The sequence below is a fragment of the Psychromonas sp. SP041 genome, assembly GCF_000470315.2.
GTDB lineage: Bacteria > Pseudomonadota > Gammaproteobacteria > Enterobacterales > Psychromonadaceae > Psychromonas.
Window position 1 is genome coordinate 22,798 of sequence record NZ_CBRF02000013.1, and the last position, 21,010, is coordinate 43,807.

Sequence of the window (21,010 nt, forward strand, 5' to 3'; positions counted from 1 at the left end):
GCCCTTAAGTAGGGCTTTCTTATTTAGTTAATCAATCAATTTCTTTCAATAAATTCAATCAGATCATCTTCTGAAATGATTTCAATGTTATTTTCATTTGCCTTATCTAATTTACTGCCCGCATTCGGCCCAGCAACGACCTTTGTTGTCTTTTTGCTAACAGAGCCTGCTACTTTCGCACCTAACCCCTCAAGCGTTGCTTTGGCATCTTTACGTGTAATCTTGTAAAAAGAGCCTGTAATCACCCATGTTTGGCCTTTAAGCGGTGTTTTAATAACAGGGATTTCAAATTCAAATCCTACTGCAAGTAAACGATCGATAATTGAAATATTATTCTCATTTTGTAAAAAATCATAAAGGTATTTAGACATCAGCTTTCCAAAGCCATCTACTTTATCTAAAAAGTCCTTTTCGCTCGCAGAGCGGATCTCTTCAAGGCTTGAGAATGCTTGAACAAGGCTCTTACTTGCTGTTGAACCAACATCACGAATTCCTAGGGACGAGATAAATGTAGATAAAAGCACTTTTCTTGTTTTATCAATGTTAGCAATTATCTTTTTAGCACTAACTTCGCCCATTCCGTCAATACCAGCAATATCGTTAACTGTTAAGTTATAGATATCAGGAATTGTTTTTACTTTTCCAGCTTTAAAAAGCTTTTCAGCTAAAACATCGCCTAAGCTTACAATATTCATTTGCTCTCTAGATGCGAAATAAATAATGCTCTTTATTGATTGTGCTTCACAATAAAGTCCGCCAGTACAATACATTTTTGCTTCTCCCTCTGCTTGTTTGACAGGAGAATCACAAACAGGGCAGGTAGTTGGCATTGTGAATAGAACTCTATCTTTTTCTTTTCGTTTCGAAACTGATTGGATGCCAGGAGCAACATCTCCGTTACGAGCGACAACAACTGTATCTCCAGGGGCAATGTTTAGCTTGTTGATGTTATCCATATTATGGAGTGTTGTGCTGCTTACTGTTACACCACCGACAAAGACTGGGGTAAGGGTGGCACAAGGAGTGATTGCACCTGAGCGACCGACAGTTGTGTGGATGCTTTCACAAATAGTTTCTCTTTCTTCTGGTGGAAACTTGCGAGCGATAGCCCACTTAGGAGCACGAGATATGTAACCTAAGTCTTCTTGTTGCTCAACATTATTAATTTTGTAAACAATGCCATCGATATCCATAGGAAGATTAGGGCGCTTTTCTTTAAGTTGATTATAGTAGTTGGTTGCTTCAGTCACGCCTTTAAGCGACTTAGTTTCTTTGTTTTTAGTGAAGCCAAGCTCTTGTAATAGATCAAGAGTTTCCGCTTGTGTTTCAGGTAAAAAACCAGGTGATACATCACCTACACTAAAGGCAATGAATGAAAGATTTCTTTCTGAAGTTACTCGCGAATCTAAGTTTCTGAATGAACCTGAAGCTGCATTTCGTGCATTAACGAACTTGTTTTTTCCAATGCTTTCGAATCGTTCATTATTTTGTTTAAAAGATTGATGGCTCATGAACACTTCACCGCGAACTTCTAGAAGCTCAGGAGGGTTATTGGTTCTAAGTTTAAGCGGGACTGAGTTAATGGTCTTAGCATTTGCAAATAAGTTCTCACCTACCTCACCATTTCCTCTGCTTCCAGCAGAAACAAGAATGCCGTTTTCGTAACGTAAATTACCTGTTAGGCCATCTAGCTTAGGCTCAGCAACAAGCTCAATTTGTTCAGGGTGTACTCCCAACTTATTCGCAGAATTAGTAATAAAATCGGATAGCTCTTTATCATTAAAGGCGTTATCAAGAGAGAGCATTGGGATTTTGTAATGAACTTCATCAAATCCAGGCAAAGGCATTTCGCCCACTCGTGACGAAGGAGAATAAGGTATTTTTATGTCAGGGTTGCTAGCCTCAAGTTGCAATAACTCTCGGTAGAGCTGATCATATTCGCCGTCGCTAATGCTTGGGGCTGCAAGAGTGTGGAATTCATGGCTAAACTCATTTAGTTTATTAACAATGTTGGTCATTTTTGCCAATACATTTTCATTATTGTTTGGAGTCATTACAAAATCTCATATGTTTTCTTAAGGTGCATATATTATATAAGATTTTGTATCTGAGGTCAATTATTTGCCTAGTCTAAATAGAAGGTTTCTTTTTATTTTTTTGCTCTCACTAGATAAAAATTTATTTCTTATTCTAATCAAATTATTACTTCGATTTTTAATTGACTCTTCAATCCCAGAGTTTTTAATTGTAGACGAAAATAGTTTTTGGAAAGAGCCGTCAGACATAGATATTTCAAGTCCTTTTTTTATAGTTTGATATAGCTTTTCATTGCTTTTATTTACATAAAAATAGAGGTAGTGAGGGTAAAATATATTTAAGTTATTGCACTCAACTAGCTCTTCGTTCTGAGTGATACGTTGCTTTTCAAGAACCTTAGACTCGAAAATGCTTCTTGTAAGAATATCAATTTTTCCTAACGATGTCAGTTCGAATAATGGATTTTCATTTAATCGAACAGTTGAGAATCCGTGATCGGCGTATACTTGAGTTTCAGTCCAACCATATCCTACTCCAAAAGTGAATTCAGTTAGATCTCTTAGCTCTCTAGAGTTACATATGTATTTTGATAAATGTTTACTTGTGAGCACCGCTCTATACCCTAAAAGTCCCCTATAAATTGGGAAGTAGATTGCCCTTGCTGATGATTCCATATCCCTGTTAGAACCACTCCACATAATGGTGATGTCATCGCCTTCAATTAGCGATAGAGACGCGGACAGGTCATTATTAAACCTTTTGCTTGATGGCTTAGGTAGCTGTTCGACACCTGATTTAGACGCAGCTAAACGAAGAACATCTTTGACGTATTTGCTTTCGTTAGGAATTTCCCCTTCAAATGCCGGGAATATGATTTGTGTAGATTCACTTAAGTTGGATTCTTCTGCAAACAATGACTGAGGGATGAAGGGTATGAGTAAGAGGAACAAAGACTTTATCACTAAATAATTCACTTTTATATATGTTGAGGGGTAATTGACACATACAATATCATGATTAAGTATTTATATAAAATCACATATATTGGTGATATTTTATTTTATAAAATAAAGACGTTGTAGTGGCCTAAGGCAATGAGGTGTGGATGTTTTTTAATGTCTTTAATTTCCGAAAATGTCAACATTACTTCTTTATTTACTTTTAAGGTAGGTCATTGTATTCTATATTTATTATTAAATACACTTTTCGAAGCTAAGAAGGACTTAATGAGAGCAGATGAAATAATAAAAAACAAAGATAATATATCTCTTGTTGAAATCACAAAATCAAAAATGACAATTATCACTTGTTCAGGAGCAAGGCACGATCTAGGTAAAGAAATTAATGGAATTAGCTTGGATTATCTAAGCGCTTCAGGAATTACAATTGTGGATTTCTCTAATTTATCCCTTGATAAAATAGGCGAACTTGCAGTGTTACTTCCTCTCCCTAGTCTACTTCCTGACCCAGCACCTTATGGCCCGATGAGTAGGGCGCCGATTGCTATATTCTTAAGTTTAGCTCAAAAAATTGGTGCTAAAGTTCATAATCATTCAATTTCTGAGTTCCCGAGGTTTATCTTTAAAAAAGATATCCAGTCTGAAATAAAGATGTTTAATGATGTAATGAAAGACAGTAGTTTTTTAAGTGATGAAAAAATAAAACAAGCACATGCTACTGACATCGCAGGTCTCGAAAGAAGAGTTATGGAAATGTCGCCTATAGACCTTTCTGCAGTATTAAAGAAAATTAAGTTAGTTACGTCTAATAATGCCAGCCAGGTTGTAAAAGACTACAAGTGGTGGGTAATGGGTCTAATTCAAGAATTTATAATTCTTGGTCATTTCACTGCTAATGAAATTGATGTTGAAAGAAGAATTGAGCTGATTGAAAGTGCTTTTAACTCGCAAGAGGGTGCGATGACTTCTGTTGATAAAGAATCTATCCTAACCTTAATTAAACTATTAAAAGGAATTGATTTTTCCCTTATTGCAAAGGGTGACATAACTAAATATCATTAATACGAACTTCTTTTAAAATTGCTTCCCTTTAGGGTGGCAATTAACCTCTTCCCCCTATCTTCTTCACGTACCTCAATTTATTTAAAGCCAAATTAGATTTTTAGCCTGTTCAATAAAATATGATACATAATATAGTATTATTCGATATAATGGCAAATATCGCGTATTAAGTAGTTTATTGTGACTTTGGCATAACTAAAATTCGCATACATAAAACTTTAAATAGAGGAAGGGTTGGTGATCATTACTATAATCATGGTAAATATTGCTTTTGCTCAAATAAAAACATGAATGATAGCAATATTGTGAGAAACAAGTTTCAAGAGCCAATGCTTAAACAGGTTGGCGGAAAAAGATGGGCCAGAGATTTTATTTATGAGTTCTGGAAAAAGAATGGGTCTTCGGTTCTTGTTGAACCTTTTGCAGGAGGAATAGCTAGTATATTGGCCTGCTCCCCCCAAAAAGCCTATGCATTTGACACCAATATTCATCTTGTTAATTTTTACAATAAAGTAAGAACAGGCCTTATTATCGATATGCCAACTAATAATAATTCTGAATATTATTATATGGCTAGAGATCGTTTTAATCATCTTATTCGTGAGGGCAAAGACGACTCTGAAGCCGCTGCAAAGTTGTATTATTACTTAAATAAAACCTGCTACAACGGACTTATGAGATTCAACAGAAAAGGATTTTATAATACCCCGTTTGGTAGCTATAAAAACCTTCAATACAAAGAGCACTTTCTAAACGAACAGGATGCGATTCAAAACATTGAATTTCTATCTTGTGACTTTAGAGACATCCCTGTTGAAATCATGCCTGAAGATACTACATGGGTGATTGACCCTCCATATTACGGCACCTCATTCGATTACGGCCTATGTAAGTTCACTTGGGAAGACCAATTAGAGTCAATTGAGTGGGCAGCGAAACTAAAAGGGCCGGTTCTCTATACGAATACTGCAGACCCAGAGATTATTAAAAACCTCAAGCGACTTGGATTTAAAACTCAGATTGTGCTTAAAAAACACACGGTAGGGGCTTCGTCTGAATCTAGAAAAGAATTTAAGGAAGTTTTTGCTTGGAAAAATGCCGAGCTCCCAGACATGTACCCAGAAGGCTCTGACTGGAAAAAAACGATGAAGAAAAGATCCGCCCTTGCTAAAAAAATCAAATAATAAAGGTAGATATTTATGCAATTTGTTCATGGTTCAAAACAAAAGCTAACTAAATTTCAGCTTTTTGATCATACAAAAAATAATAATGTATTAAGTAATGAATTTGTCGACAATGGTATTGATGCGAGAGGGCCAGGTGTCTATTGTTTTTCCATGGACGACCCAAATACTAGAAGTGCCGCCATTGAAGCTGCACAAAGATATTCTGGGCCAGATGGGTATTTGTACTTTTTTTCTGTCGATGCTGAGGAAGAAGACTTATTAAATAATATTGATGTTGAGGAAATGAGTGAGAGAAACTGGGAAATAGCAGTAGAAAATGTTGTCGATAGTATTCGCGGTCAGGACTGGGAAACTAACTTTGATCAATTGACACAATCAATAAAGACTAGGCTAGAAGATGGTGAAGAGATTGAAGCCAGTGAGGTTGTAAATCTTTTTTCTGCTTACGACATTAGAGCGGATGACTGTGATCCGACAGACCTAGACCCCGATGACTGGGAGCAGGAAATGCAAGATATCAAGCTTGTTGAAGATCCTGCATCGAGAATATTTGAAAATGGGGGGCCATCTGGAATCATTGAGTATGCTAGAAACAAATCCGATCACGGCTGGCAATTTTTGATGGCAGTATGGGAGGGTTCATCAGTAAGTTATACCAACGGAGGCATCGAGACACTTAACAATACTTTTTTTCATGCAGTATCACGGATATTTAAAGAAGAAACGCCTGTTGGTGCTTATATTGAGGAGGATGACTTTTACGTCATGTTCGATGTTGATGCAATTAGTATTGATAAGGTAATTGAACTAACTCCTGTAGAGCCTGAACTAGCTTATTAATTTATATTAATAGACTTGTTATGATTACTTAACAAATTTATGTTGGATTATAATTAATTTTAATCCAACAAAAACCTGTAACTCCCTCTGAATCATATCTAAAAAACTCTTATACTTGCAAATACACTTCAGTGTATACATACTGTGCCGCTTTTTGTGAGCAAATTAAAAAGGATATTCCAGCCTTTAAAATAAAAGTAATTATAGAATGAATAAAGTACTACTTATCTTATGTTTTTTGACACCTTTTTCCTGGGGAAATACTGTCGAAGAAAACTACCCATCAATAAATATTCTCGCTCAGAAAGGCGATTTTTCAACAGGTATTATTGATTTTGCAGAAAAAATATTAAAAGTTAACATTAAAGTGACTTTTGAGTCGAATGAAAATGAGATGCACGATCGGCTTCTTAAATCAGATGGATATGGATACGATATTATTTATGAGTCTGGCATAAACCTTAAAAACTTAGAGTGGCAAGGATGGATCGACTCTGTGCCTGAAATGCTTAAGGATGGCAGGATAAAAGTATGGAAAGCCGGTCTGTATGGGATTATGAAAAGAACAAGTATGCCTAATATTAGCTGGGCTCAAGCGTTTATGCTCTGTGAAGGATTAAAAGGCAGAATAAAAATAACAAATAATGGGCTGGTTAACACTGTTCTGGCGTCTGGAAAATACGAACCAACAGAAAGTGATATGGTGAAAGTAAGGGATAATGTATTTAATACATGTCGCTTTAGACTTCCATCCTCATCAAAATCAAAAGATATACGCAATCTCTATAATAACAAAATCATTTATTCACTTACAGATAATGAAGAAGCTAAAAAATCATCATCATTGCACAAAGAATTTCGCTTTTACATCCCTAAAGGGAAGCGGTATGGATGGTCAAAGAACTGGGTTATATTGGGCCACTCAAGAGATGTAGAGTTGTGCCGGTCGTTTATTGCCTTTATGTCTAGTGCTAGAGTTTTACGGTTTGAGTCAACCTTAAAGTATTCATCTATCCCAGGGTTAATCTATGAGAAAAATGATTTATTAGGAATTTCAAACTCATATCGACCAGAGATGCAAATTCAACCAGTTAATCTCACAGATAGAGTCCTTATTAGAAAAATACAGGCAAAAATAATAGGTAATTCAATTGATAATTAAAGTAAATAAAATGAGTCCTTACCTTATCCTTTGTCTTGTGTCAGGCGTAATATTTCTATCCATGTTTCATTTTGTTTATCAATACAAGAAAAACATAACTGAAATAAAACAACTATCCTTATCAGAACGAGTAATGGATTCGATCTCAACCTCAGTAAGAAGTAAAATATCAATGATTGCCGTTGAGAGCTTAAGGATCTCTGAATTTACTGAATATAGGGAGTATGAAAAATATGGCAATCAAAGGTTTGCTTTTCTTTACTCTATAGTCTCGGCAAAGATGTCTGATATTACTAGTCACTTTGGTGAAATTTCTAGAGTTTCGCTATACAACAAAGGCGAGCTAGAAATAGATTCATTTTCGAGAGAATATATTAAAGAAAAGTATAAAAGATTAGATTCCTTCAGTTACATAGAGAATCAATCTGTTATTAATTTCAATGTACTAAAGGGAGTTTCTACTGAGAAAATAATATTGATGGCAAAAATATATCTATCCAACGAATCGCTGACTCCAATCAATACTGGAGCATATTTCCAGGTCTACAGAGAATTGGATATAGATGGTTATTATTCATCTATAAAACACAGCTCAGCTTCTTTAATTGTTCTATCAGATCAATATGAAATTGAAAAAGAGATCGGTGCTGCAGAAAATAAAATAATTAATGAAGCTATTGAAATTTTGAAAGGTGAAGAAAATCTTTTCCGTTTGAATAGGGCGGAAAGAGAAGGCATTGACTCCAATAAGGAATTGATAAACACCCTAAAGAATAATCACATGGTTATTTGTTCGATAGAAATCAGTCCTAAGGTTAAGTTGCTCTATGTTGAAGAGTATAAGGGACATAGCGCAAAAAACATGATGGCCTTAAATGTAGCTTTTTTTTGTTTGTTAGTAGTACTTATTTTTTTAGGTCTGTTTTATGTCATTAAAAAGATTTATATTGATAAAAATATTGACCTACTTAATATTTGTATAAAACAAATAACACAGCTTCACTCAGACCAATTTTCAGACTTTAATTCCCCAAATATCGTGATGCCTGTTAGTACAAAAAAACACATAAGTCTCATTAAAAACATTCAGGCTCTAGAATCAAATGTAAAAAGAAAGTCGATGTATCTGCACAACCTTGAGAGAAGAGATAGTTCGACAAACTTACCTAATGATAAAGAATTAAAAAGTAATATCGAAACTCATGATAGAAATAAAGATGAAAATATATATCTAGCTCTTTTTTATATTCAGCCATCACCCGGCATGTCCAAGGCAGTCATGACGTTAATGTCGCAAACTAACTCAGTATACAGCCAGATTTCAAACGAGATGAGTGATTTAGTATTTGATTACAATTTATTAGAGCTTGGCAGTGCCACTATCTATAAGACGTCTTCTGAGACTTTCTCAGTTTTAATGGAGACTGAGCACCCAGAGCATTTTCATTTATTAATTAAAACCATAGTGAATACAATCTCGCAAGACAGGTATGAAAACAACTTTCATTTTAGAACATCTTGTTTTTGCGCGTGGTCAAAGTTGGATTTTAAGTCAGAAATAAAGCAGACCTATTATTCTAAATTAAATAGAACGATTGAATTTTCTGTTAAAAACAACCGTAAAATACAGGAATTCGATTATATTGTCTCTCAGAGCATAGCCAGAGAGAATGATCTTAAGTTTGAAATATTAGATTCATTTAAAAATGACGAGTTCAGCCTGTTGTACCAGCCAATATTTTCAGCAAAGAAAAGTATCATGACAGGCGTCAGAGTTTACCCTATTTGGAATCACAGTATTTATGGGCAAGTTAGCCCAGATGAATTTATGCCTATTCTAGAAGACTTAAGAATGGATCAGCAGGTCCAAAATTCTTTTATTTGTGAATCTTTAAGAGAAATTAATGAATGGAGCAAAAGTGGATATAGGAAGCTCCAGGTTTTTATAACTGTCACCCAAATTCAAATGTCTTCAAGCAATTTTTTTAATGACCTAATTCAAATGGCCAAACAGAACTCAGTTGTCCATAAGCAAATAAATATCTTAGTAGATCCCAAGATATTTGAATCTGAAAGCGATGTGATTAACGCGAATATTCAACATATTGTTGATAGTGACTTTAACCTAGGTCTATGTAACCAAAACTTTTCTTTTAATTCTCCTTCATTAATCGGTCTATTAAAATACAAGATCAATAAAGTAATATTAAGCGTTGAAAATATAAAAGACATTATTAATTGTGAGGAAAATAACAGTGTTATTACGCATACCTATAAAACATATAAAGATTTCGGAATTGATCTATCATTTAGCGACATAGATGACATAGACCTGGCTAGGAAGATAACTAAGTGTGGCGCAGAGGACTTATCTGGTAAATGTTTGGCGCTCCCAGTAGAGAGCTTCAAAATAAGTAGGTATTTTGACTACAATATAAAAAACAGACTTAACTTATAACACTTTAATTTCCTCTAAAGTACAGTTTGTGCTTTAGAGGAAAGGCAATGAGTTTAAATTAATCTAAAGTCTCAAGAAATTCCGTTGTTGTTTCCACTCGCATACCTAGTTTAACCATCTTATCTAAAAAGCATTGGCCTTGCTCTTCAAACCCAGTAACGGCACTTGAGGTGTCCACCAGCAAAACAAAACTACTTATCTTGCTTGGGCTTACGTTATCAACTATTTTCTGAACGGTGCCAGATAAACAATGAGATAGCGCTTGTCCAGAAAGAATAATAAGCTCATGTTCATCAACACTGTTGATAAAGTCCATATTAAGCAAAGTAGATGTGTCTTCAGCTATTGGATATTCCGCTTCACAGCCATCATAATGCTCGGTATCTGGATTAGTACCTTTAAATATCGTCGTAGTTGCCGAAAAATGGTGTTTTTCCCAGGATAGAATCGATTCCATTACCGGTGCGACAATATTGTGTCCAGGAGTACCCAGTAGGCAATGAGGAGGCCAAATAATCAGAGGCTGTTTGTTATTTTCACTTAGGTATTGTGTATAGCTCAGTGCATGGCTTAGCTTATCTTTGTTAGTCGGAAACCATTTTCCTGTCAGAACATCGTCGTGACTAATAAGAGTAAAGTGTTCAGGGTGATTACCATCAACATCGCTCCAGTACATCGGGCTCGCGATATGATACAACTGATGAGTGTCTAATGTGACGAAAACACTATTGATGCTAGCACGGAATTTATCAATAAAACTTGATAGGCGAAGAGAGTCATCCCAAGAGCCAGGAATAGCAAGAGATGGTTCTACAGTGCTTGGCTTGTCGTTAATAAGTGTTACCGCTTTAAGATTTTCAGGTACATCATGAAAGTCATATTGTGGATCAATGATGACTAGCGCTACTTTTTTGTTATTTATCATTGTTTATCGCCTTAAACTGTTGCTTTTTGATAGGTTAGTATCACTTCGATACAAAGTCAATATAATTACAATAAAGTAATTCCAAAAGCTCTTGTTATCGACAATAAACATAAAATTGGTTATACTATGTTTTGTATGCCTCTCCTCTTTTTACTAATTTAAGGACCAAAGAATGAGCTCTATTTACGACTTTGATATTTCAATGCTTGGCACGAAAGGCGACTTAGCAGGCATTGGTTCTAGAGCAGTATGTAAGAACAGATCCTTTATTATGTTTAAAGCAGGATTCGCCATGGCACTTTCTGGATATCACTTGAGGTCAGGTGCAGCGGATGGTTCTGACACGGCCTTTGAATATGGTTATCGATGTGCAATAGCGTTCTTATCACAATACATAGAACTTCCTATTGATATACAGGAACGAATGATGACAATTTTTTTGCCATGGAAAGGATTCAGTGGAAGGGAGTCTGGCAATGGCATTACCTGCTTCTTAAATGAAAATTCCGAGGACCTTAGCAGCAAATATCATCAGGGTTGGATCTATCTATCAAGTCAAGAGAGGCTGTTAATGGCAAGAAATGCGATGCAGGTACTTGGTATTTGTTTATCTAAGCGCGCTAAATTCATTATAGCCGACACAGATGATGGTGCATTTAATTTGTCGTCAACAACATCAAGAACAGGTGGGACAGGGCAGGCAATTAGAATAGCTTGTGATTACAATATCCCGGTGTTTAATTTGTCTCATCCAGAACACTCATCAAGAATTGAAAGCTGGATCACCAAAGTAGAAGCAGAAATGCTAGATAAATATGGTATTGATGCGGGCTCTTTTGCAAATAATTGGTACCACAACCACATCGGTATAGAAGACTGGTTAGAAGGCGACTTGATTAGCATGGCAAAACGCGGCGAAGTCGACGTTTTGGTACATGGATGCAACATATTTAATGTTAAGGGTTCAGGGTTTGCTAAGTCTTTGTTTGAAGCTTTCCCAGAAGCTTATAGTGCAGACCAGAAAACCTCAAAGGGCAGTAGTCGTAAGCTGGGCACCTACACCAGCGTTGATGTCATTGTTAATGGGCGCAAAATGACAATAATCAATGCTTATATTCAAAAAACATATGGTAGAGACCCTAATGTACTTTATTCAGACTACAAAGCTATCAGAAAGGTCTTTAAAGCCATATCAAGGGACTTCAAAAGAAGAAGCGTTACAGTTCCCCAAATAGGTTCAGGGCTGGCTAACGGGTGCTGGATAACCATTTCAAACATCATCAAAAGTGAGATGAAGTATACTGTGCCACCTAAACTTGTTTTATACCGGGGAGCACAGGCATATGCAGATGAAAAACTGTCTATGAGAGACTATGTTTTCCAGCTTGAACATAACGACCAGTTTGTTTTGTTTTTTGGGCAAGAGGACCCCTTTAGTAACTGGCACTATTCTCTCATTGTAGAAGACGGCATTAAGTTTAATAACATAGAGCAATATATGATGTACCACAAAGCACTCTTAATGGGCGATACAGGAAGGGCCTTTGAGGTGCTGAATGTAAAAAATGGCGATCCAAAAGAATGTAAAAGGATTGGCAGGTTAATTTGTTCTGATGTACCTGGATTAAGTTGGGACGAAGCTAAGTGGATTGAAAGCCGAGAAGATATTGTTCTCAAAGGTTCTATTTTAAAATATAGTCAAAACCCATACTTGTTGCAGCCTTTACTCCACTCTGGAAATAGAACAATGGTTGAGGCCAGTAAATATGATGCTATCTGGGGAGTTAAGATGGGGGCAAGCAACAAAAATATCTTTAACAGGAATAAGTGGAAAGGGCTTAATTTGTTGGGGAAAGTGCTTGAGCTGGCCAGAGATCACATCAAAAGCAATCCAGCCATCTTATGCCCCGTCGGACAACGATTGTTGTCTGAGGCAATTGAACTTAATCTTTTTAACGTTGGAGGGAAGGGTAAACAAATAATGTTGATATGAAAACGCTATTGTCATCGCCAAAAGAATGCATTAAAAAGCCTTCTCACCATAGGAAAGAAGGCTAATGTCGATACACACTAAACCGCGTATTCAAGATTTATTAGTAAAGGCTTTTTGGGAAAAAAGAGCCTGCAAATTCTTCGTTTAGCTGATAGATATTAGGTGGTGACCCGCCTGCATTGCCTGGTATCCCTTTGAGTGGTTTACCGTCAACAATAACTGCCTCTACTAAGTTTCGTTTTCTAACACGGTCTCTAAAACGACTATCGTTAATTGGTTCTCCAACCAGGACTTCCACCAACGTTTTTAAAGTAGGGATAGTAAAGTGCGTTGGAAGCATCTTTAATACAACTGGCGAATGCTCAGCTTTTGACTTCAGTCTTTCATAAGCAACAGTAAGTACTTCATGATGATTAAAGGCAAATGCATCTGAATCTATTTCCAGTAACTCACTCACTGACATCCACTTAGATGCGGACTCGTCATTTTCAGAGGAAATTATATTGATGTCTTGCTTCTTTAGAATAGAGATATAACAAATGTTAACTGTATTGATTCTAAGCGGATCGATGTAATCACCGGAGAAAGTGTATAATTGCTCAATGTATGGAAGCACAGCATTCACTTTGCTCTTAAGGGCGATTTTAGCTGCTTCATCAGAAGATTTAACGAGCTGTCTATCATAAAAGCCATTTGGTAGTGATATCTTATTAGGAAATACTTCAGCAGTTTTTTCACGAGTATAAATAAGCGTTTCAATTTCGCAGGTTTCTTCATTGTAAATTAAAGGAACGACGGTCACTCCAACATTAGGTCGAGAGTCATTGTGAACACTTGCGTTATATTTGTTTTGCATTAAGTATCTCTTTTTAACGATTTAGTATTGAGGATTGTATAACAAGTATAGTAGGTGCCAAGTATTTGGTAAAGATAGAATATTAGTATAGGAAATGGATAGTTGTACGAATTCAGTCATAGGATCGTACAACTATACAATTTTAATTTATTTACGACCTTGCTTTATTTTTATCTCTTCGATTTCTTGGCAAACAAGACAGCGAGCTGCAGTAGGATTATTTAGAAGGCGTTTGTGTTCGATATCACCAAAACAATCTTTACATAAGCCAAAGTCGTCGAAATTTGTTATCGTATTTCTAATCGCATCGATAGATATTTTTTTATGGTTTGATTTTGCGATCAAAGAATTTCTTTCTTCAATAGCTTGAGCTTGCTCGACAGTGTCTGGGCCGCCAGTATCTAAATTTCTTAGTTCTTCGTTTATTGCGCCCACATCATTCACTAAAATAGTCAGTTGGTTATTTAGGTCTTGGAATATTTCTTCTTTTTTTAAATCAGTTATTACATCGTTGCTCATAATTTTCTCTTTAAATAGGCAAGCAAAAGGACACTCGTAGAGTGCCCTGATTAATTATGGCGACATACTATATTACTTTTAACACATATGCCATATTAAAAAGCAAAAAATTAAAACCTATGCTATTTGAATATGCCTTATTTTATAGCGCCTTATGATTTTGAGGTTTTTTAAATTTAAAATACTAAATTATATATTCATAATTTTCACCAGTGCATTACCGCGCCGCAGAATGTGTTTATATTTAGACTTAAAGCTCACTGACTCAATACCACCAAACATGGCCGCATTAGAGTGGATCTCTGCAAGTCCTGTCAACAGCAGTGTAGCCGCTTCTCTTCTTTGAGAGAATGCATCCAGGTCGACTGCCTTCAATTGATGAATATCCATGTCCATTCCAATGAGTTCGCCTATTTCCACTTCATTGCTTATAGAATTCCAAATGATTTTTGATGTGGCAGCATGTTCAGGGAAGTGGACGTTCCCTTCATCGTCATATGTTATGCACATAGGTTTACCGCAGTCATGGAAGATATGGTATTGCTCAACCATGTCATCAGGTAAAGTTAATGACCAAAGAGACTTGTTTTTTACCCATGCTGGGAGCTTCCAGTTTCCCTTTAACTCGTCTCCTGTAATGATATGCGATTTTAGCTCCTTGTAGTATGAAGACACAGATACTCCATGCTCATAGATAGAAACACCTTTCGATTGCTCAAAAGACTTCATGCATTTAATGAGCGCTTGCTTGTTATTAATTTTGATACTCACCATCGCCCCCTAGACACAATTAAATTTCTTGGTGACTTCCCTACACTGCTCTTTAGTGCATGGACCTATCCCTAATGCCGTAATGACAGGGGAACCGTCGAAATGTGGTGGAAGTATATGGTGCTGATCAACAATAAGAGCACAAGGTATATTTAGCGCGATAAGCTTTTTGTATGCAGTTAAAAGTTGATTTGTATTTTTTGACTTGAGAGTGACTTTCGAACCACCTTTATCAAGGTCTCGATAGTTATTAACAACGTCGGGGGATTGCTCTAGTGCGACCATTAGCGCATCTGTGTATGCGTGGCCTGCCTGAGCAGATAACTTACCTGGGGGCATCTCGAGATCGCGTCTAACGACCGCGTACATATAGAGATGGTTTGATTTTTCTTCTGGAACAGGCCTTTTGAAGGCTTCAATTATTTTCTCTGCAGTTAATTCAGATGATGCAGAATCATTTTTCGGTCCAATCCGTTTCACGGCGTTAGCTAAATGGTAGTTTCATTTTATTTCCTATTCTATGGTGTTAATTTAAAAGTTGGCGCCTCATACAGGATTCGAACCTGCTACCGATCGGGGTTAATAATCCCGCCACTCTGCCAATGAGTTAATGAGGCATTGTTTGTTTGCTACAGAGATAATATAGCGACATTAATAATTAAGTCAATACCAATAAGAGGGAAAACTAACAACTTTTTTAAATACCATAAATTGAAAGAAAAAATTGTGTTTCCAAAGCACAGGAAAATTGACCATAATGCACAAATAAATAAATTAACTAGAAGGTATTACAATGAATTGGTTTAATGACGTTTTTCTCCAGATGATAGACAATAAAACATGGCTTTATAACTTAGGGTTCTTTAGTGATGGCTTGCTATTCATGGCAATAGCACTGTGTCTCGTCTCCGTATTTTCAGGGAAAATGACAAAAAAACACTATTTTCTATCATTCTCGATCGCCGTCATCATGCTCATCCTAGATAAGATGGTAGAGCTCCCGTTTTATGAGTTGTTTGAACACCCAAGGTTAAAGTTTTTAACAATGGACACCATACTATACGTATTAGCGATGGTAGTCGGATTAACTTCATTTATATTGATAGCAACCTTAAAAAAGCTGAGAACAATTGAATCCATCTCATTTACGTCAGCTTTGCTTGTCATGTCAGTCTTAATTTATTCTTATCACCTCCTTATTTTAAATGCCGGTTTAAAAACAGCAGTTAAAGTAAATGAATCTTTTTACGCGGAAATAATGTCTGGAGACAATCATGTCTTTGACTTTTTCTGTGAGGGCGGCAAGGTTACTTGCTATTCAGGTGATATCAATGACTTCCCTAAACACCTTGCTGAATTACCCAATGACTTCGTTCTTGCATATAAAGAGCTTGCAGCCAAGCCGACTCCCCCTGTATTCATGCTGTCCAATGTAGCGACCACAGCAGAAACGAAATACACGAGTGTTTTTGCGCAAAGAGGAAGTGAGTACAGGATGATTTACGACACAAAGAAAGCCGTTAGACTGTTTAATAGTCAGAAAATGCAATTTATGGCTTTGGCTAACGCTGCGGTTTTATTCTGGTTTATAGGATCATGTCTTGTTGTCCTTATCCATAGGAAAATACTGTTCAAAAGAAAGTAGTGTCATCTAGTTGCTCATAATGAGTTGTCGATTAAGTAACTAAAGATCACAACTCAATAAAGAACACAATTCAATATTGACTAAAACATTAAAACAGTTATATTATTTGCATTAATTCTTAAAAAAGGTAAAAAACAATGGAAAAAAATGAAAATTTAAAACTGAATAAAATGAAAAGTCTCCCGTTAAAGTCTATATTCACTGGCCTCACGGCTCTTACTATTATGTATAATAGTTTTTATACAGTAGATGAAGGTCATGTCGGTATTGTTATGCGCTTTAGCGAGGCTAAAAGTCAAGTTGACCCCGGCTTACATACAAAAGTCCCATTCATTGATTCTGTAAAAGAAATTGAAGTCAGAACACGTAAAAACCAAGAAAAAATGTCATCAAGCACAAAAGAACAAATGCCGGTGACCGTTAGTGTGTCAGTTAACTGGACCGTTGAAAAATCTGCAGCACTAGAGTTGTACATAAAATACGGCGGTTTAGACCAGTTTGAAAATCGCATCCTTGACCCACGATTCAGATCTGCAACTAAAGATGTGATCCCTCAATTTGATGCAGAAAAACTCATTCAAGATAGAGCGTATGCAATTAAGCGCATAGAAGAACGTTTGATTGAAGAAATGAGCGGTTACCCTGTAACTGTTGATAATATCCAAATTGAAGATATTAAGTTGCCTAAAAAGTATTTAACTTCAATTGAAACCAAGCAAACTGAAAAAAACCTTGCTGACGCAGAAAAGCATAAGTTGGCTCGTCAAAATCTAGAAGCACAAAGAAGTGTTAATACAGCAAAAGCAACTGCTGACGGCATTAAATATGTTGCGATTGCAGAAGCCGAAGCGATTCGCATTAAAGGTTTAGCTGAAGCTGAGTCTATTGAAGCTAAAGCTAAGGCGCTCATAAATAATCCATTGATCGTTAAGCTAACTGAAGCCCAAAATTGGGATGGAAAGTTACCAGCGACAATGCTAGGTAATTCTAATATGCCTATTTTAGACATGCGTAAAAAATAACTTAGTAAAAGGGCGATGATTCGCCCTTAGGTTGATTTATCTCTCCCTGGCCTCACCAGGGAGAATTCCCCCCCTCATCAAAGCATTCTTCAATCTCATTCAAAACCATTGCATTAAACACAAGTCCAACATGTTATTTCATATAAGAATAGATGGTGTAGGAAACACAGAATTTAAAAGATCATTTAATAGTTGTCGCTCAGCCCCAGGTGGGGCTTTATTCTCAAGGTGAGTATCTGGAAGTTGTTTTAGCTCTTCTTTGTGATAAGGGGGCCTAGTTTAGATTCAATCTCTTTGCTTCTGCTTACCCAAATTCGGTTTCTTCCTGAGTTCTTCGCTCTATATAAAGCCTTATCAGCATGAAAGAATACACTTTGATGGGTGTCATCTTTTTCAATGAAAAATGAGACGCCGATTGATACCGTTATATTTAATGTAATGCCACAAGTGGTAAACACTTTCTCCTGAAGGAACTTGTGCAACCATCTTGCAGTACTCATTAATAAGCTAGGGGTTGCGTTGTCTGAAATGATCGCAAACTCTTCTCCCCCATACCGATAAGATTTTAATTTAGAATTTTTTACTTTAATGACATTTAATATTTTCCCAAGCCACTTGATAACCTCATCACCAACTTGATGCCCATGCGTATCATTGATTTTTTTAAAGAAATCAATATCTATCAATATAAGGCCGAAATTCTTATTGTTTTCAGGTTCGCGCCACTGCCTTTGGATTCCCGCCATCGTATCATCGTAACATCTTCTATTGCCCAGGCCGCTTAAGCTATCTATGCTGGTCTGCGACTTAACGCTTACAAGCTCTTTACTTGCTTCATCAAGTTTTAAATTCGTAGAATCAATGATCTTAGACTGATTCTTAATTACCTTGCTCTGCTCATCTAGCAAACTTTGTTGTTTTGAAGTGAACTCAATGGTTCTTTTCTGCATCTTTTCTACATTGGCCATCAACCTTGCCTTCATCTCAGAAATGCTTGTTGCGTTGTTGCCCACGTTTTGAATGTCTTTTATTTGCATCTCGAAGTCAGACTCAAAAGCACTTATTTCTTCTGAAATTTCGTCGTTAAAGCTTTTGGTTTTGCTCAAGCCGGTTGCAAATTGTTTAAAAGCATTTGCGAGGGATGTTAATTCTTCTTTATCCTGACTAATCCGATTGCTGTTTATTCTGTGAATGGCCCACGTAATTCTAGACAGTACATCCATTGCTTCAAAAAACTTAGTGCTTTCAGATGATTTAACCTCTATCGCTTTGCCTCTTAAGGTGGTTATCTCATCATCATTGGGGTATTGCTGAGACAGTGTTGCAGATAGTCGGTCTAGATCTCGTCCAAGTCTTCGAGTGGCCACGGCTAGATCAGCCTGGAGTACCTTTTCGGTTCCCTCATAAAATATGCCGTCTTTTAGCTTCTGCTCTCCAAATATGCGTGATGTAAGTGCTTTAGAGTTGTCTGAAATGTCGTTTAACATCTCGGCCATCGCAAGCATGCCATCCTTTATTGATGATTCTTTTGATTTTACTTTTCTTTGGATTGAAATAAGGAGTTCTTTTTCCTTTTCACCTAAAAGCTGGTTTTCAAAAAGACTTAGTTTTGAAGACAAAGTAATGAAAACATCCTCTGTCACTAAGGACTCTTCCGACATCTTTTTATTGATGTCTTTTGCCATGAGGGAAAGTATCGAGTAAAAATCGGCGGTTTCACCAGATTTAATTGATTGAAGGCACTTATTTAAAGCGAGATTTATACTCTGATTTAAACTAGGAACATTTTTTCTAATTGACTCTAATAATTCAAAGATGCCCTTTAAAATAACGCCCGGTTTAGGTTCAGAATATTTTTCTGCGATAAGATTATTTGCCGTCATTTTCACCCAACTTTTCAGTTAAAATACGAAATGTGCCTATGATAATTTTATTATTGTTATAGCAGGCACCACACTAACAATACTAGAGTGACTAATTATTACGATCTTTAACGGAATAACGAACAAAATATCCATTACCAATGTTAACGTACCGCTATCGCCAGTCACTTTTAAGCGCATAAGTATACACTATTAAGAATAAAAGCATAAGTGAATTTATGTTGTTTTACTTGCATATAGTCAAACAGGTTTAATGCAATTATATCACTGGGTTGTGCTCGCTGAATCCCTTAATAAATTAATGACCTAAAACCCTAAGGTGATATAATAAAAAGAAAAGGAGTTAATATGGAAGAGCTAAAAGACAGAGTTGTAACTATAAATGGTATTGAAGAATTAGTGCTACGCAAACCAAAGAGTCGAGATGATTTAGTCAGGATAACCCAAGGGGGAATGAGTGAGTTTGCAACTGAAATTACGATTGAAGACTTTGAGAGTTATACAAATAAATATTTTAAAGGTCTTGAGCCTCACATGACAGGTGATTTAGACCATCATATCGAACGGCTGAATAAAGAGATGACCGACTTGGGTTTCGAAGTGGACTTAAACACTCAATACGGAATTGTCTCAGGGGTAGTGAAGTTCTCTACAAATAGCAGCGTATTCGATGTTGATTTTATTGTTAAGGAAAGTGATGAAAAGGGCTACTTATTTGCCGTTAGAAAGAGCGGGGGATATGGGTTAATTTCATCTTTAAGTTCAGACTCAAAGCACATTCAAAATGTTGTCGACAACATTGTAAAACAGGCTAAGAAGTACACCAGCGCAATGGTTCAGAACTTAACGCTAGGTAAGTCTCAAATGAAAAACAATACTGATAGAGTAAGAGAAATTTCAGATGATGGCATACCGAAGTTATTGCCTGATGAAACATTATCAGATTACTTCAAAACACAAGATATGCCAGCAGGCGCGGTTATTAACGGCAAGGGCAGATACCAAACATTTAGCTCTTATGTTGCTGTTGGAAACAAGCTAACACTGCATTATATTACTAAAGATTATGCCAGCAAGAAGAACGCTGAGAAGGCGTTAAATAAGTTTGGGTACGACATTGATGGAAAGCAGTTAGACTCTATGGACACAGCTTATGTAAAAGAGCAGCTATGTACCGAACTATCAAGAAAGATTGGTAGCTCATGGAGTGATGACTACATCGCAGAATGTAGTATGGGCGACGTATTTTTTCAAGTATCTAACATCCAAAGTAAAGAAGATCCAAAGTTTGGCGTTGAGTATTTTGTTAATATAAATATGGTAGACATTATCAGCGGCAAAGAAAAGTCAGAAACTATTAATATCGACGCTAGAAGTGGCGGCAACGTTTACTCTATACAAGCTAATATCAATGACAAAATAAATGATTTGATCAGGTCTTATAAAGCAGTGGAAGTAGAGTTTGACGAAGACTTGCGAACTGACGCTGAAAAAATTGCTTATCATCATGAACAAATCGCGGGCCATAAGAAACAACTGGTACATTATAAAGCTCGATCTGAAGAAATGACGGCACCTCGGGATAAAGAAAGATTTATTCAGTATGCAGAGGAACAAGAACAATCGATTGATAAGCATCTTGAAGAAATTTCAAAATTCGAAATAGATGAACCCTCTTTTTCGATGTAATC

General features: G+C 36.4%; 17 protein-coding genes and 1 tRNA gene. 9 read left to right on the forward strand and 9 right to left on the reverse strand.

Annotated elements, in window-relative coordinates:
- Positions 1-35: 35 nt before the first annotated feature.
- Entirely contained in the window at positions 36-2,054 is a 2,019-nt protein-coding gene (gene ligA / locus SP041_RS08975; protein ID WP_025562846.1) for an NAD-dependent DNA ligase LigA, read from the reverse strand.
- A gap of 63 nt (positions 2,055-2,117) precedes the next feature.
- Complete coding sequence (locus SP041_RS08980) at positions 2,118-2,999, reverse strand: hypothetical protein (RefSeq protein WP_025562847.1); 882 nt, start codon at positions 2,997-2,999, stop codon at positions 2,118-2,120.
- A 153-nt stretch (positions 3,000-3,152) separates the two neighbouring features.
- Between SP041_RS08980 and SP041_RS08985 the strand changes: the two genes are divergently transcribed.
- From SP041_RS08985 to SP041_RS09005, 5 genes are all read left to right on the forward strand, one after another.
- Positions 3,153-4,058 carry a hypothetical protein gene (locus SP041_RS08985; RefSeq protein WP_025562848.1) on the forward strand — a complete coding sequence of 302 codons (906 nt, stop codon included), beginning with the start codon at positions 3,153-3,155 and terminating at the stop codon, positions 4,056-4,058.
- Between the two features lie 287 nt (positions 4,059-4,345).
- Positions 4,346-5,242 carry a Dam family site-specific DNA-(adenine-N6)-methyltransferase gene (locus SP041_RS08990; protein WP_025562849.1) on the forward strand — a complete coding sequence of 299 codons (897 nt, stop codon included), beginning with the start codon at positions 4,346-4,348 and terminating at the stop codon, positions 5,240-5,242.
- A gap of 15 nt (positions 5,243-5,257) precedes the next feature.
- A complete protein-coding gene (locus tag SP041_RS08995; RefSeq protein ID WP_025562850.1) occupies positions 5,258-6,085 on the forward strand; it encodes a hypothetical protein in 828 nt (275 codons plus the stop codon).
- A gap of 208 nt (positions 6,086-6,293) precedes the next feature.
- Positions 6,294-7,247, forward strand: coding sequence for a hypothetical protein (locus SP041_RS09000; protein WP_025562851.1), 954 nt, complete (start codon positions 6,294-6,296; stop codon positions 7,245-7,247).
- On the forward strand, positions 7,237-9,705 hold the full coding sequence (locus SP041_RS09005) for an EAL domain-containing protein (protein WP_025562852.1): 2,469 nt from the start codon (positions 7,237-7,239) through the stop codon (positions 9,703-9,705). The genes SP041_RS09000 and SP041_RS09005 overlap by 11 nt, the downstream gene beginning before the upstream one ends.
- A gap of 58 nt (positions 9,706-9,763) precedes the next feature.
- Here the strand turns inward: SP041_RS09005 and SP041_RS09010 are convergent, their stop codons facing one another.
- On the reverse strand, positions 9,764-10,630 hold the full coding sequence (locus tag SP041_RS09010; protein WP_137297587.1) for a hypothetical protein: 867 nt from the start codon (positions 10,628-10,630) through the stop codon (positions 9,764-9,766).
- Positions 10,631-10,802: 172 nt separating this feature from the next.
- Between SP041_RS09010 and SP041_RS20855 the strand changes: the two genes are divergently transcribed.
- Positions 10,803-12,623, forward strand: coding sequence for an NADAR domain-containing protein (locus tag SP041_RS20855; RefSeq protein WP_170968536.1), 1,821 nt, complete (start codon positions 10,803-10,805; stop codon positions 12,621-12,623).
- 100 nt (positions 12,624-12,723) lie between these two features.
- Here SP041_RS20855 and SP041_RS09020 read toward each other — a convergent pair whose 3' ends face one another.
- The 5 genes from SP041_RS09020 to SP041_RS09040 form a co-directional block, all read right to left on the reverse strand.
- Positions 12,724-13,479 carry a hypothetical protein gene (locus SP041_RS09020; protein ID WP_137297588.1) on the reverse strand — a complete coding sequence of 252 codons (756 nt, stop codon included), beginning with the start codon at positions 13,477-13,479 and terminating at the stop codon, positions 12,724-12,726.
- 147 nt (positions 13,480-13,626) lie between these two features.
- Positions 13,627-13,998 carry a hypothetical protein gene (locus tag SP041_RS09025; RefSeq protein WP_137297589.1) on the reverse strand — a complete coding sequence of 124 codons (372 nt, stop codon included), beginning with the start codon at positions 13,996-13,998 and terminating at the stop codon, positions 13,627-13,629.
- A gap of 189 nt (positions 13,999-14,187) precedes the next feature.
- Positions 14,188-14,769, reverse strand: a complete 582-nt coding sequence (locus tag SP041_RS09030) for a hypothetical protein (protein WP_137297590.1) — start codon at positions 14,767-14,769, stop codon at positions 14,188-14,190.
- A gap of 9 nt (positions 14,770-14,778) precedes the next feature.
- Positions 14,779-15,249, reverse strand: coding sequence for an aminoacyl-tRNA hydrolase (locus tag SP041_RS09035; protein ID WP_205961189.1), 471 nt, complete (start codon positions 15,247-15,249; stop codon positions 14,779-14,781).
- Positions 15,250-15,308: 59 nt separating this feature from the next.
- Positions 15,309-15,386: transfer RNA gene (locus SP041_RS09040), tRNA-Asn, on the reverse strand.
- A 176-nt stretch (positions 15,387-15,562) separates the two neighbouring features.
- On the opposite strand from SP041_RS09040, the gene SP041_RS09045 reads away from it, so the two are divergent.
- Both SP041_RS09045 and SP041_RS09050 read left to right on the forward strand, forming a co-directional pair.
- Positions 15,563-16,414 carry a hypothetical protein gene (locus SP041_RS09045; RefSeq protein WP_137297591.1) on the forward strand — a complete coding sequence of 284 codons (852 nt, stop codon included), beginning with the start codon at positions 15,563-15,565 and terminating at the stop codon, positions 16,412-16,414.
- 170 nt (positions 16,415-16,584) lie between these two features.
- A complete protein-coding gene (locus tag SP041_RS09050) occupies positions 16,585-17,436 on the forward strand; it encodes a prohibitin family protein (protein ID WP_240791442.1) in 852 nt (283 codons plus the stop codon).
- A gap of 248 nt (positions 17,437-17,684) precedes the next feature.
- On the opposite strand, the gene SP041_RS09055 is transcribed toward SP041_RS09050, so the two are convergent.
- Positions 17,685-19,319, reverse strand: a complete 1,635-nt coding sequence (locus tag SP041_RS09055; RefSeq protein ID WP_137297593.1) for a GGDEF domain-containing protein — start codon at positions 19,317-19,319, stop codon at positions 17,685-17,687.
- Positions 19,320-19,667: 348 nt separating this feature from the next.
- On the opposite strand from SP041_RS09055, the gene SP041_RS09060 reads away from it, so the two are divergent.
- The gene (locus SP041_RS09060; RefSeq protein ID WP_137297594.1) at positions 19,668-21,008 is read left to right on the forward strand and encodes a hypothetical protein; all 1,341 of its coding nucleotides are present in this window, start codon (positions 19,668-19,670) and stop codon (positions 21,006-21,008) included.
- Positions 21,009-21,010 lie beyond the last annotated feature (2 nt).